Consider the following 13148-nt stretch of genomic DNA (forward strand, 5'->3'; position numbering starts at 1 on the left):
ACTTAGCTGACAGCCTACGCAGTATTTTTCCACTCACCGGTGGCGCATTCTTCCACCACCGGGAAGGAGGCGCCCGTTTTTTTACAGGTTGCTTCCGTATGAACAAATCCATTCGCGGCCGACAGGCCGCGCCGTCTCAGAAAGCCGATCTTTACCAGCAGGTCACCGATAAAATAATTGCCGCCATGGTAAAAGGTGTTCCACCGTGGCGCCGGCCGTGGCGTTCTGCACAGAATGTGCATGGCAACGCTTTACCGGTGAATGCAACAACCGGCAAACATTACAGTGGAGTAAATATTCCGCTGTTGTGGATGTCAGCTGAAGAGCGGGGATTTTCTTCCGACCGATGGCTGACATATCAGCAGGCGAAGGCAGTGGGCGGTCAGGTTCGTAAGGGCGAAATGTGCTCGATGGCCATCATCTACAAGTCTTTTGAGAAACAGACGACAGATGATGATGGCACCAGACTGTTCGATGAGGATGGCAGGCCCATGATGGAGTCGCTTGCAATGCTGAAACCACTACAGCTCTTCAACGTTGCCCAGTGCGACGGACTGCCGGACGCTGTCGCAGGTATGCAGCAGCAGGTGACAACGACAGAAGATGACCGTGGTTCAATACTCAGTGAGCATCAGCAAGCGCAGATGCTGGCAATACTGAATGCGGCAGGCGTAGCGTGTACGTCTTACCGCCAGAACCGTGCGTATTACCAGCCATCGACCGATCGGATTGTGATGCCAACAACGTCCCAGTTTGTTTCTGAGGCCGATTACTGGTCCACATTGCTGCATGAACTGGTCCATGCCACCGGGCACAGCAGCCGCCTGAACCGTGAAGGGATAACCTCGTCGTCACGTAAATTCGGTGATCCGGTTTACGCCTTCGAGGAGCTTATCGCGGAAACCGGCAGCGCCTTTCTCTGCGCAGAACTGGGTGTTTATGGTGATGTGCAGCATGAAAGCTATCTGGCGAGCTGGCTGAAGGTACTTCGTGACGACAAAAAAGCATTTTTCCGTGCCTGCCGGTTTGCCCGGGAAGCGTCGGAATTTCTACTGCAGCCCCTGAACCGTCAACCGGAACAGGCTGCTTAACCACAACCTGATGGCTTCGGCCATACGTCCCCTGAGGGCATCTCCTCAGGGGGATGTCCTCTTATTTAACTAAAGAGGAGTAAACACTATGTTTTCATGGTGCAAAAACCGTCTGGAAATTACCGCAAAATCTGTTTGTGTTGACGTCATGCAGGCCTGGATCGCCGGCACAGAAACTCCGCGTTACCGGCATGCCATACGGCAGGCGATAAAGCTGTTTCTGGCCGGATGTGCCGGCATACTTAAACCCACCAAAGCAACGGAGTATGTCGCTTACCCTTTACTTACCGCCGCCGGCGCCGGGTCATCAGTCCCCTCTAATCTGGCATTCCAGCATTTTCTGGAATTGCTGGAAAAGGATGTATGGCTCGACAGTCAGGTAATTTCCCGTATGGAGCGGATCTATCTTCAGTCCGGGGTAGACAGTCTGAAATGGGAAAGCTTACCGGTCAGCGCGCGGCAGGTAATGACGCAACTGATGGCCGTTCACTACGCTGACTGGTTTGGTATCGCCGGCGCAGGTGGCACGTTTGATCCGGAGGAGCGCTGGAACTGGCTCAGTATAATGCCGGAGACGACATGCCCCTGCGATATGCTGATGGTGATGCCGTCACGTCTTGCGACAGAGCTGAACGGTAACAGCGGGCTGTTTCGTGAACTCAACACAACGTCGGAACTGTACATGCAGCTTTTTGGTATGGAATTCCCGGCCGGGCATCAGGCCGTCTGGAACAGAGAGACGATGAACACTCTGGTGCTGACGTTTGTTTCTCCGTGGTATCCGCCCTCAGGGGAGGTGATGGGAGAGATGTCCAGGCTGTTTGACTGTGAAATCCGGCATTACTGGACATCGCCTGATGTCGGTACGTTCGGGTACAACTGCTTCGAACAGGGTGATCATGTTGACAGTGGCCCTTATCCGGAAGACGTACCGGGAATGACGTCTGAAGAAGGTGCCGGTGCCCGGATGTATCTGGTCACTGACTCCACTTCTGTTATGCCGGTTACGGTAGCGACAAATCAGTACGGCAGTGTACGTGCCTGACGCTCAGACTGAATAACCGGGGAAACCCGTTGAACCCACAGGCCACGACATAAGTTGTGGTCCTTTTTTACCCTCAAGGGAAACACTGTTTCCCTGGGGGGATCGTGTTTCCTGATACGGAGACACGAACGAATATGAAAGGTGTAATTGATCACGAAAAGGCTTTTATTTCCCTCTTTAACCAGACAGCCCGGTACCATCACCGGCATCAGGTTTTCGAAGACTTTGTCAGCTGCAGCGTCATTGCTCTTCAGAATGCCCTCAGCTTTTGCGAAAAGCGGGAACAGAAATATCTGCGTATCGTTGCACGTTATGAAAAGCCGGATGTCGTCAGCATGGCAAAGCTGCTGGCCCATGTGGTAAACGGACTGGAGGACAAGCCGGGGGATTTTCTGGGCCGGATCTTTATGCAACTGGAAATGGGCGATAAGTACCGCGCTCAGTTTTTCACACCCTGGAGCGTTGGTGTGATGATGGCCAGAATGCAGCTTGGCAAAGTCGAAGAAAATTTCAGAAACAAGCCGTTTATCACACTCTCCGAACCTGCCTGTGGCGCCGGCTGTATGACACTGGCATTTGCCTCTGTTTTGCGTGAAGCAGGCTACTCTCCTCATCGATATTTATGGGTGTCTGCAACTGACATCGATCCGCTGGCAGCAGGAATGGCATACATTCAGCTGTCACTGTGCGGCGTGGCGGGAGAGGTGGTCATAGGTAATTCGCTGAATGATGAGCGCCGGCGGGTGTTATATACGTTTGGACATTATCAGGGAAACTGGTCCAGCCGTTTACGATCCGTCCTGAGTCAGGCCGCCTGAATCATTTTAAAAGCTCCCGCCGGTCGGGAGCTTTTATTTTATGGCTCCTCTTCGAACAGAGAATTTTCCTGCAGATGACGGAGTGCACCTTCCAGAGAGGGGAATTCCATTGTTTCCTGACGTGACATAAATCGGTCTGTGGCAATACCATATTTTCCGGTTTCGATGTTGAAAACGAAGCTCTGGCAACAATCCATTGCGGGATAGTTATAAATCATTAATGCTTTTTCTTTTCGCTCATCCGCAAGGAGGTATGGCAGAATGAACTCTACCATCCTGATTGTTTGTTCCAGTTCTGTCTCAGACTTTGTCGTAAAACCGATCCCGTAAACTGACTGCCCGGTATATATATTGCCGTAGGACGTCAGACGCATGCCGGGTATCGTACTGATCCATTTTTCCCGGTATGCTCGCATGGCAGAGGAGGCGTCCTCACTCATTCCAAATATTCCCTGCCAGTTTGGCGCATCTCCCCAGCTCGCGATGATGAGTTCATCTCTTTGGTTTTCCAGCTCAGCAAGGTGGTCTTCGGTTATTTCCAGATTTCGTTCTGCCCGTCTGACTGAACGCTCGCGCTTTGAAATAACTTCACCGGCATCGCTAATTTGCTTATCAATAGCGTTGATACGTCCTTTCATCGTTACACTGGACATTTCAGTCTCCTTTGATCCGGATGCCTGCAGTTGCGCATGCGTTTTTGAATTTTACTTCGCACTCTAATCGGCATGCATTGTAAATACCCGCCAAATCGAAGTTATCGAAAGTCCCGCCAACGTAGTCGTTTTCGCTTTTACGTGGTGGCATGATTAACGAAATGGTTCGCGCCTTGAGTTCAGCAACCTGCATTTTCGCTGCGTCCAGTTCTTTCCGGAAGGCCTGAAATTCATTGCGCTCATGACTGGTCAGCGGTAATACCGTATAGAGTGCAACAACACGATAACCATCAGAGCCTTCGCTCAGATTAAGTTCGCCGGCGATACTCTCAAGCAATCCCCTGTCGTGTGATACGCACACCTCATCCATGTAAGCGCTGCCATCAGGTTCTGCGATCCCATACATGAAAAAGTTCTTATCGGCTGCACGGCGCTGCTGAAGCTCTCGCATGGCAGCCGCAATATCTGCGTAATCTGTCAGTACCGAGTCATCGAACACCTCAGCACGAGCCAGAATCTCTGTGATGCGATTGTCTGTCAACTTGCTCATTGTGTGCTCCCATGGATAGCTGTCGCACCGCGTGCGACTTCCGGAATTTCTTTCCACAGGCGTGCGGTCCATTCGGGTTTGAGATGTTCCGGAGTGGAGGAGAGGTAGGTTGCTGTTACATTACTTTGTTTAGCATCGCCTCTGACTTCTAACGTCAGACGGTCACTACCAGCCCAGATCCGGCTCATGCGATAATAAGAACCTGGCTGTGCTGACCAGCTCGCACCTTCTGAAATCGCTGATGCGGACCAGCCTGCATTTCCCTGACCATTGTTTCTGGCAGCAGCAACGTCTTCATCGGAGGGAAAACCATAATGCTGCTTCAGGCGCATGGCTGCTGTATCAACGCCGACTGGCAGGATGAAAGAACGAACAACCTCATGACGTTCAGCCTGTTTTTCAGAAGTCTGTTGCTCTCCGGATGACATCATCGTGCTGACATCTGACAGTTGTTGCTGAAACGCCTTGAGCTGGTTCTGACTACACCCCACAAGGGTCAAAAGCACGAAAGACATTACAGATTGAAAGATTAGATTTTTCATAGTGTTCTCCTGAGGGCTGGAGGGGCTGTGGGTAAACAGCCCCTTAAATTTGATAAATCAGAAGGTAAATTGAAGTTGTGCAACAGCGCCGTAGGTACGATCGGTACCTGCGATACCCGTGATATCCAGGTGAACCACATCAAACGGGGAGAAACCCAGACCTGCAGTGAAGGCATTGCCTTCGCCGGAAGCCATGTTCTGGCGGTAACCGGCGCGTACCTGCATCCAGTTCCAGGCATTAATCTCGGCACCCAGGCTCGCAAACTGGCGTTTCTTGTCACTGTTGAAACCACTCGCTTCAGTCAGATCGATATCGAGCGCGGTTGTGATAAAACTGTTGTGCCATGAAGTACCGGCCGTGGCCTGCGGTTTAACCTTGAACGTTTCTTTTTCACCGTTAACTTCTTTGGTATCGATTGAGCGTGGGATGATATTCTGAACGGCCAGACCGAGAGTCCAGTTATCATTCAGGTTCGTCGCAAGACCGATATCGGCGTTAAAACCGGTTTTGGTATTACGGTACTCACTGGAATCAATGTCGTTTTTGTCGAAGTTGCTGACAGAAACGTTGTAGTTAAACAGGTCAACGCGCTGGTATTTAGGTGTGATACCGAAAGACCATGCTTGTCCTGCAATTTCAAATTCATGCGCCATAGCCACGCCGACGTCGGTGATCACCGCCGCACGTCCGTAAGCTCTGGATGTCAGGGCATCAGTGTCCACTGCAGATGATGGAATGGTGCCGTCTGCCACCTTATCGAGATATTCCAGGTCATGTTCGCTGACCTCTCCGTTGACCGAGACGGTTCCCCATGATTTCACCACGACGGCAAATGGCAGGGTCTGGTTCGGAACTGTGGCAATAACGGAAGCACCAACCTGTCCATTGGCATGCGCGTTTTTCAGATCACTGAGTTTACTTTTCAGCGCGGCCGCGCTTTCACTGACGCCGGACTGACTGTCGACTGCCGCGTCAAAATGGTCCCACAGGTCTTTCACATCATCAGCGCTGTCTACGGCTTTATCCGGGTCAGAGACCTGAGCGCCCACAGACGGCAGTACGAGACTAAAATCATCAGTCGGACCGTACTGAGTCAGTAGTGCCGGGTTAGCCAGCGCTGCGGTACCGTAGTGTGCTGACGCCACGCCGGTACCTCCCATTGCATCACCTCGGGCTTCCATCCAGCTTGTGGCCGCATGGACTGAAGGTACAGCGGAAACCAGCAGGGCTACAGAAATGCTGCGTGTAATCATTGAAATTGAAGCTTTCATCATTTATTCCTTTCTCGTTTAAGGTTTTTAAGGCAAAAGAATCCCCTGGTGCAGGCGCACCAATAAAAACAATATGTTGATTAGTTATTTCACTGAATGTTGAGCGCTGTTATTTCGCTGGCAAATTTACTCCATTCGGGGGTTATATACTCCTCGGGGAAAAGAAACGCTTCTCTTTCCTCCTCGGTCCATATGTTTTGCGAAAACTTACCTGACTCTGTACGGTGAAGTTTCTGTATCTCCCACAGAGCTGAAGCCGGAAGTACCTTTCCTTCTTTCAGTGCATCCAGTAAATAACCGGAGGCATAAAAGGTGTCGACGCTTTTGAAAATATGCTCCCTGAAAAGAATATTGCTCATGCAGAGGAACGAATTTAGCTGTGTCTTATAATCCCCTGAGGATGGACAATATCCGATACATTCAACGACACGGATTGTCGTGTTATTAATTGTTTTATAGCGCCGGATAAAAATGAATACGTGTCCGGGGGCGTCTGTGATATCCGCTACGGCGATGTCACTCTGTCTGACCAGGTAAATATCTGGTTGGGTCAGGATGTCGGCGGTGACAGTACCCTGGATTCTTTTTTTTATCGTCCGGGCAACCTGCATCCAGTCGCTGAAAGCGGTCAGATGTACGGGCCGGGCTTCACTTCCTTCCAGCCATTGGGAGCTGACATAAAACCACTCTGCCAATTGCTTCAGCAAAGGGGCAGTTAAATAATCCATCGTCCTTTCACGGCTTTCCAGAACGCTCAGGCCGATGTTCCAGTCCGAGAGCAGTCGGGCCACATCGAGAACCGAAAGCCGGTGTTCATCCATCAGCAGCCAGAACCGTTCATGAATGTGTGTGATAACAGCCTGCCGGGGAATAAGCGTCTCACGCATGATGCCCTCGACCAGAATATTAACCAGTTCAGCTGATGAGATACCCAGACGGCCTGATACCAGGGTGACGAAGTCCCTTACGGCGGGTTTAAAACGTATCGCAACAGGGCTGACAGACGTTTTTTTTCCGTCGGAAAGCCGGGTGACCAGCTGCTGCATTTTTTCATCCCGTTCAGTGGTGATGCTGGCCAGAATGGAGGTGATGTTCAGACGGTTCATAACGTTTCCCGGTGTTGGCTAACACAATAATTTGCCTTAAGTTATTTGTTTATGTATCCACTGTGGATACGTTACCGCGCGTCACACTGGATGTATAACGATGAAAATCGATCGTTCAGATCGACTACATTGATGTAGCCAGTGTGATGACAACCTGAAAATCAAAACAGGGGATTTTATTTTTCCGGATTAAAAGATTTTCGGATGACAAGAACAGGCCATATCGTTCTTGACGGGACGCGCCAGCGCCACTGTGCCAGAAGAATTTCGAGCTGCATGACTGCACGCGCAGCGGGTGTGAAGGGGACATGAATGACATGGCTCCGGTAACAGCCAGACCGAAGATGCCTTCTGATGCGTTTAATTCGGCAGGAGGTCAGCAGGTGGGATGCAATCACGACGGTGTTTTTATTATCCCTGAGGGCTTCTGCCACGCTGTCCAGAACGCCATTCCAGAACCAGACTACGCGCCTGGATGAAATACTGACGGTTGGCTGGCCAGGATGCAGGTGTACGAACGTCCTCGATTTATGCTTATGGTGGCTCAGGATGCAGGGCCGGTTGATGAGTCTGCGTTGTACCAGGTTCACTGCGCGTAAAGAAAAAGGGGATAGCAAAACAAGCCCCCAGATATATACCATCCCGTCCTGATACCCCGTAATGAGAGCGCTGATCCCGTAACTTACCAGACCCCAGCAGAGGATAATTCCACAGACCACTACTCTTTGCATTCCTGTCGCTCCACTCAGATTTCTGATGGTGCATAAGGAATCACGCAGATGAATTCACTTCACGTGAAAACTGTAAATCGCCCCTGAAGGATTAATGCAAGTTCGTTTTGTTTAATCAGGCACTAAGGCTTTTGCCTTGCAAAAAACAATGGCCCCCATAGCGTAGCCCCAATTCAGAATCAGGTTAAGGAGGTGGTGATGCGGGGGCTAAAGTGGTTAACAGGTCTGGGCCAGTCAGGCAGGGTAGAGCATACAGCAAGGCCTTCCGTACAGCTATCACAGGCGGGGAACTACAGGTGCGTGCGGCCCGGTCAGGCGATGCTGGAAACAGTGGAACGACAGAAACTCATCAGGATGTTGAGAGAGAATTGCCCGTTATCACAGGCAGCCTGTGATGAGTTCTGGTTAAAACCGCTTCAGCAGCTGGCGGGGCGTGTTCAGGAGGTACCGGCAGCATGGGCCGGGCCGTTCTCTTCTCCCGGGGGCTTTATTGACCTCAGCCTGTCTGTGGCTGCAGGTTCAGTAAGGCTGGTTCGTGGCATGATGTTACCTCCGGGAGCAACACCTGAAGAGCAGTCAGAACAGGGGCCGGCCTGGGTATGTGCCGTATTCTGGGCGGGACTTTTTCATCACCTGGACTGGCTTTCGCAGGTGGAAGGGAGTCTGGCGGGCGGTAAAACCTGGTATCCGGGCATGGAAATGCCAGGGGCTAACTGGCGGGTTCGTCCACGGCAGGGGGGGACGGGGGCGATGAATGGTATGTACATTGCCAGCAGATTAATCCCGGACGCTGCTGCGGTCTGGTTGCTGCGCTGGCCAGGGATTTCTGGTGCGCTTTATTTGTACCTCAGTGGTCAGAAAGCGCAATCTGGCATTCTGAACAGCATCATCAGTGATGCGCTTGCCAGTGTTGCTTTTACTCCAGGAACAGAATCTGTCCAGATACTGTCAGCGGTAATTCCGGAGGCTCCAGGCGAATGTATCCAGCGAAGTGACAAAACCGGGGGAAACAGCCTCCCAGATTTAATAGACGACGATATGAAACAATCGTCCAGTCATAAAGATATAACACCAGTTGCAGGGCCAATCAGTATTACATCAGCGGGTTACGATATAAACCAGACCCGGACAAGTAATGATGCTGCCGGGGGCGTTACAGAGCAGGTTACATTGTTGTCGGCATTTGATAATCGTGACATTCAGTCTCCTGACGTTACATCTGAAGAATCAGACACGAATGAGTCAGTATCAACTGCAGAACTTCTGAGCGTACTTGACCAGATGTCCGGCTCTCAGGCTTCCGGTACCGCGGTGCCCGTTGAAACAGCTACTGAAGATGATACAACGGTCACGGCGGAAAGCAGTAATCCAGGGAAAGCTTTTCTGGCATGGCTTAAATCTTCGATTCCTGACGGTTCGGTCAGCGTCAATGAGAGCGACAGCTTTGCTCATATTCTGGCTCAGTTTGTATTCATCGTATCGCCGGAGTGTTTTTATAAATATTTATCGCTGAATACTAATGAGTCGGTCGATAAATCGGAACTGCAAAAAAGCTTTGAAGCTCTTGATGTCCATTATTCACGAAATGGTAAAGGCCTGTGGCATTACCATAAATATGATACGCCAGATAAAAGCGGTCATTATGATAAATTGTCAGGTTATATGATCAATGCTGACATTATATTCAATAGAGGAAACTGTCCTGCTGACAGTATTTGGTTATCACCGAGAAATCAAAATAAACAAGTTTGATGATTGATAAATGGAGTCAAAATGAAGACTGTCATAACTTTCGAAGACCTTCTGACTGATTACTTTTTAAATAAGTTCCTGCGTCCTGCTACGGAGTGGAGTTACCGAAAAGTGGTTAATACGTTTAGCGAGTTTGCAGGCGAGGATAAATTACCGGGAAGTGTTACACGGACTGATGTACTTAAATGGAGGCGTTATGTTCTTAATGAGCAGGGGTCAAGTAAACGGACATGGAACAATAAGGTTGCACATATGCGTGCGCTTTTTAATCATGCAATAAAATATCAATTTATTACTGATAAAGAAAATCCCTTTCAGCTTGTAGTTGTGAAACCTGATATCAAGAGGAAAAAGACACTTAACGGTGACCAGATTAAGAAAATATATCTGGTAATGGAAAGAAGGATAAGAGAAGAAGAAGCAGGTATTGAGGATCACAGACCCAATGCGCTTGAACCTGCATGGTTCTGGATGACGGTTGTCGATACTCTCAGGTATACAGGAATGCGGCAAAATCAGCTGCTGCATATACGTCTGAGAGATGTGGATTTAAAGGATGGAGTGATTAATCTCAGGCCGGAAGGTTCTAAAAATCATCGTGAACATCGTGTTCCGATTACAGATCGCCTTCGGGAAAGACTGATGTACCTGTACCAGACGTCTGTTAAAAAGGGTGCCAAAGAGGACGACCAGCTCTTTAATATCAGTCGTTTTTCACTCAAGAAAAAGGTGCAAGGAAAAAATATGGATCATCCGCCGATGCGTGCTTTTTTCCGTCGCCTGTCAAAAGAATGTGATTGCGTTATCAGCCCTCATCGCTTCCGTCATACCATTGCCACGGATCTGATGAAACTGCCCGAAAGGAGCCTTAATGATGTGCAGATGCTTCTTGGTCACTCAAGCCTTGCAGTGACACTTGAGTATGTTGAAACGAACATCGAAAACCTGCGCAGAAATCTGGAGTCAGCCTTTGCTTTCTAGGAGTAATCCTAAGTCAAATTTTAAGGTCTTGATATTAAAAAGGGAAAAAAAGAGGTGTTTTACTTTACAGAACGTTGACAGAATGACGCCGAAACGGTAGAAACCTTTAACTGAAAGTATTGGGATGCGAGAAATCCGGGTGATGCTGGAACATCACCCGGATTCTTAATCCCTTAACCCTCAGATGCAGAACGATCTGTGCTCATCCTGCAAGATGATGGTTCGGGACTTTTCTTGCCCGTTAAGGATCTCATCTCTTAACGAACAGGCTCTGAAGAAGTGGTGCCCGGACTCGGAATCGAACCAAGGACACGGGGATTTTCAATCCCCTGCTCTACCGACTGAGCTATCCGGGCAACGGGGCGCATTAAACCGTAATCATGCATGACAGTCAACCTAATTTAGGGAAAAGCTGTTCAACTGCTTAAGTTTGCGGCAATCTGTGCGTTTCTGCGTTCAGTTTGCACAAATCTTCCAGACAGACGCGTTCTGAACAGGCAATGCTGGCAGCGAGAGGAGGGCAGTATGGCAAACGACTGGCTTGAGCTGCGACAACATGCCGATACCGGTATTGAGACAATCAAAGCCCATTTTGAAGGGCATGCATTTGACCCGCACTGGCACGATAGCTATCTGGTCGGCATTACGCTTTCCGGTACGCAGCAATTTCACTGTCGGCGTGAGCGTCACCATAGCCAGCCGGGTGATGCTTTTTTGCTGGAGCCGGGTGAGATTCATGATGGCGATGCGCCGGTGGCCGGTGGGTTTACCTATCTCACCTTTTATCTGGATGAGCAGTGGCTGACAAAAACGTTGCAGGGCCTTTATGACACCACGCCGGACCGCTATTCCCTGCATTTCAGCCGGACGCTGTCGCGTGAGCCGCAGCTGGTGCGCGCCATTGGCGAAACGTTTAGCGCTTTGCATACCGAAGAGATGCGTATTGTGCAGCAAAGTACGATGGATCATCTTCTTTCACAGCTCACCACCCATTGCCACTGGCGAAAGCGCCTTCCTTCGCAGATACAGAGCGCGGCGATCGCCCACCGCGCCAGGGATTATCTGCATGCGCATATGGGTGACAATATTGGACTTTCCGATCTGGCGCGCGAGACCGGAACGGATCGTTTTACGCTGACGCGCAGCTTTAAACGCGAGTTTCACCTCGCTCCGCACGCGTGGTTGATTCAGCTGCGGCTGGCAAAGGCGCGTCAGATGCTGGCGAAGGGCGCGCTGCCGGTCAATGTCGCAGCCGCGTTGGGATTTGCCGATCAAAGCCACCTGGGGCGCTGGTTCCAGCGTGCGTATCGTATTTCGCCTGCGCATTACCGTCGCTTGTGCACAAACCTTCCAGACGTTCACTGGAAATAGCGTCACAGTCAGAAGCTCAACTAAAAAGGAGTCTGCCTGTGAGTATCGCGCCGTTTTTGCTGTTTGCGTTTGTCGCCTCTATCACCCCCGGTCCCACCAATATCCTCATCCTGGCGAACAGCCAGCATCATGGCGTGAAAGCGACACTCCCCGCGTTAGTCAGCGGTTGTGTGGCGGCGAGCATGATTGTGTTGATTTCCGGTGCCGGGGCTGGGGAGGTATTGCATCAATATCCGCTGGTGCGGCAGGTGATGAGCTGGACAGGCGTAGCGTGGCTCAGTTGGATGAGCTGGCAGTTATTCAACGCTCCGGCTGCGAATCTGTCCGGAAAACCATCTCATCGCTTTACCGCGCGGGCCGCGGCGCTGTTGCAGATAGTAAATCCGAAAACGTGGATGATGGCGTTGGCGGTGGTGAGTCTGTTTGCGCCGACGGGGAGTCATGCACTGCGCGATATTGCATTGATGGCGCTGTGGTTTTTGCTCATCTCTATCGGATGTTTACTGTGTTGGGCGTGGCTGGGGAAGGCGGTAAACCGAGTGTTTCGCACCACCGTGGCGATGGTGCGCTTTCAGCGTTTGATGGCGCTGTGTCTGCTGATCTCTGCGTGGGCGGGGTTGTTGGCTTAGGTCAGCGCACCGCCCTGGCGGCACTGGGCAAAGCGCAGAATATCTTCTGCCAGACGATGCGCCGTCTCCACATCCGCATGGCTGCGATTGACCAGCATGCGGCTCAGACAGCCTTCCAGCACCAGTTCCATCTGTTTGGCCACCATTGCCGGATCGTCAATCTCCAGCGTGGTCAGCAGTTCGTGAGTGAAGTCGTGCGCCGCGCTTTTCTGCTGATCCGCCAGTTGATGAATCGGGTGCGACGGATCGGGATAAAACGTACAGGCGGCGATAAACAGGCAACCCGGGTAGCGATTATTACTCACGCACTCTGCCAGCGCAGTGTAGCGGGCCAGCAGCTTTTGCTCGGCACTCAGGGTGTCATCCAGCAACAGCTGACGACGCCAGATATCCACCTGTTGGCTGAGATAGCGCAGCGCGTCATACAGAATCGCCTCTTTGTCCGGCCAGAAACGCTGCATTTCATCGAGCGGATAATCAACGCGCTCGGCCACCATCTCCAGCGTAGTGTTCGCAATCCCATGGATCTCGAGTAATTTTAGGGCTTCTCCCAGGACATCTTCACGTTGCACGGTCATTCCTCCGTCTTTATCTCTGAAAGTGTCGC

The 13148-nt window shown here is 50.9% G+C and carries 13 protein-coding genes and 1 tRNA gene; 7 read left to right on the forward strand and 7 right to left on the reverse strand.

Translation table 11 applies throughout. From position 1 onward, the window contains the following. Positions 1 to 98: 98 nt before the first annotated feature. From WM46_RS22620 to WM46_RS22630, 3 genes are all read left to right on the forward strand, one after another. Complete coding sequence (locus WM46_RS22620) at positions 99 to 1091, forward strand: ArdC family protein (RefSeq protein WP_102603417.1); 993 nt, start codon at positions 99 to 101, stop codon at positions 1089 to 1091. An 88-nt stretch (positions 1092 to 1179) separates the two neighbouring features. Further along, positions 1180 to 2136, forward strand: a complete 957-nt coding sequence (locus tag WM46_RS22625; RefSeq protein WP_102603418.1) for a DUF1281 domain-containing protein — start codon at positions 1180 to 1182, stop codon at positions 2134 to 2136. A gap of 134 nt (positions 2137 to 2270) precedes the next feature. Beyond that, on the forward strand, positions 2271 to 2954 hold the full coding sequence (locus WM46_RS22630; RefSeq protein WP_102603419.1) for an integrase: 684 nt from the start codon (positions 2271 to 2273) through the stop codon (positions 2952 to 2954). A gap of 38 nt (positions 2955 to 2992) precedes the next feature. Here WM46_RS22630 and WM46_RS22635 read toward each other — a convergent pair whose 3' ends face one another. The 5 genes from WM46_RS22635 to WM46_RS22655 all read right to left on the reverse strand — a co-directional run bounded on the left by WM46_RS22635 (position 2993) and on the right by WM46_RS22655 (position 7077). Continuing rightward, on the reverse strand, positions 2993 to 3607 hold the full coding sequence (locus WM46_RS22635) for a hypothetical protein (RefSeq protein ID WP_102603420.1): 615 nt from the start codon (positions 3605 to 3607) through the stop codon (positions 2993 to 2995). Between the two features lies 1 nt (position 3608). Then, the gene (locus WM46_RS26695; protein ID WP_262360419.1) at positions 3609 to 4157 is read right to left on the reverse strand and encodes a hypothetical protein; all 549 of its coding nucleotides are present in this window, start codon (positions 4155 to 4157) and stop codon (positions 3609 to 3611) included. Beyond that, a complete protein-coding gene (locus WM46_RS22645) occupies positions 4154 to 4699 on the reverse strand; it encodes a hypothetical protein (RefSeq protein WP_102603421.1) in 546 nt (181 codons plus the stop codon). Before WM46_RS22645 ends, WM46_RS26695 begins: the two co-directional genes overlap by 4 nt. A gap of 57 nt (positions 4700 to 4756) precedes the next feature. After that, positions 4757 to 5953: a conjugal transfer protein TraF gene (locus WM46_RS22650; RefSeq protein ID WP_262360509.1), complete on the reverse strand. Its 1197-nt coding sequence runs from the start codon at positions 5951 to 5953 to the stop codon at positions 4757 to 4759. Positions 5954 to 6060: 107 nt separating this feature from the next. Further along, positions 6061 to 7077: a hypothetical protein gene (locus WM46_RS22655; RefSeq protein WP_102603423.1), complete on the reverse strand. Its 1017-nt coding sequence runs from the start codon at positions 7075 to 7077 to the stop codon at positions 6061 to 6063. Between the two features lie 1031 nt (positions 7078 to 8108). Between WM46_RS22655 and WM46_RS22665 the strand changes: the two genes are divergently transcribed. After that, a complete protein-coding gene (locus WM46_RS22665; RefSeq protein ID WP_410374635.1) occupies positions 8109 to 9560 on the forward strand; it encodes a TraI domain-containing protein in 1452 nt (483 codons plus the stop codon). Positions 9561 to 9581: 21 nt separating this feature from the next. Continuing rightward, positions 9582 to 10541 (forward strand): tyrosine-type recombinase/integrase, encoded by a 960-nt coding sequence (locus tag WM46_RS22670; protein ID WP_102603425.1) that lies wholly within the window; start codon positions 9582 to 9584, stop codon positions 10539 to 10541. Positions 10542 to 10821: 280 nt separating this feature from the next. Here the strand turns inward: WM46_RS22670 and WM46_RS22675 are convergent. Further along, positions 10822 to 10897, reverse strand: a tRNA-Phe gene (locus WM46_RS22675). 169 nt (positions 10898 to 11066) lie between these two features. Here WM46_RS22675 and WM46_RS22680 point away from each other — a divergent pair. Further along, entirely contained in the window at positions 11067 to 11912 is an 846-nt protein-coding gene (locus tag WM46_RS22680) for an AraC family transcriptional regulator (protein WP_102603426.1), read from the forward strand. A 38-nt stretch (positions 11913 to 11950) separates the two neighbouring features. Beyond that, positions 11951 to 12541, forward strand: coding sequence for a LysE family translocator (locus tag WM46_RS22685; protein WP_102603427.1), 591 nt, complete (start codon positions 11951 to 11953; stop codon positions 12539 to 12541). On the opposite strand, the gene WM46_RS22690 is transcribed toward WM46_RS22685, so the two are convergent. After that, the gene (locus WM46_RS22690) at positions 12538 to 13113 is read right to left on the reverse strand and encodes a transcriptional regulator (RefSeq protein WP_043001810.1); all 576 of its coding nucleotides are present in this window, start codon (positions 13111 to 13113) and stop codon (positions 12538 to 12540) included. The two genes, WM46_RS22685 and WM46_RS22690, sit on opposite strands and share 4 nt — an antisense overlap. Positions 13114 to 13148 lie beyond the last annotated feature (35 nt).

The organism is Citrobacter freundii complex sp. CFNIH2 (assembly GCF_002880615.1).
Classification (GTDB): Bacteria; Pseudomonadota; Gammaproteobacteria; order Enterobacterales; family Enterobacteriaceae; genus Citrobacter_A; species Citrobacter_A amalonaticus_F.

Coding starts and splice junctions, on each gene's coding strand:
- WM46_RS22620 (WP_102603417.1), top strand. CDS start 99: ATGAACAAATCCATTCGCGGCCGACAGGCCGCGCCGTCTCAGAAAGCC.
- WM46_RS22625 (WP_102603418.1), top strand. CDS start 1,180: ATGTTTTCATGGTGCAAAAACCGTCTGGAAATTACCGCAAAATCTGTT.
- WM46_RS22630 (WP_102603419.1), top strand. CDS start 2,271: ATGAAAGGTGTAATTGATCACGAAAAGGCTTTTATTTCCCTCTTTAAC.
- WM46_RS22635 (WP_102603420.1), bottom strand. CDS start 3,607: ATGTCCAGTGTAACGATGAAAGGACGTATCAACGCTATTGATAAGCAA.
- WM46_RS26695 (WP_262360419.1), bottom strand. CDS start 4,157: ATGAGCAAGTTGACAGACAATCGCATCACAGAGATTCTGGCTCGTGCT.
- WM46_RS22645 (WP_102603421.1), bottom strand. CDS start 4,699: ATGAAAAATCTAATCTTTCAATCTGTAATGTCTTTCGTGCTTTTGACC.
- WM46_RS22650 (WP_262360509.1), bottom strand. CDS start 5,953: ATGATTACACGCAGCATTTCTGTAGCCCTGCTGGTTTCCGCTGTACCT.
- WM46_RS22655 (WP_102603423.1), bottom strand. CDS start 7,077: ATGAACCGTCTGAACATCACCTCCATTCTGGCCAGCATCACCACTGAA.
- WM46_RS22670 (WP_102603425.1), top strand. CDS start 9,582: ATGAAGACTGTCATAACTTTCGAAGACCTTCTGACTGATTACTTTTTA.
- WM46_RS22680 (WP_102603426.1), top strand. CDS start 11,067: ATGGCAAACGACTGGCTTGAGCTGCGACAACATGCCGATACCGGTATT.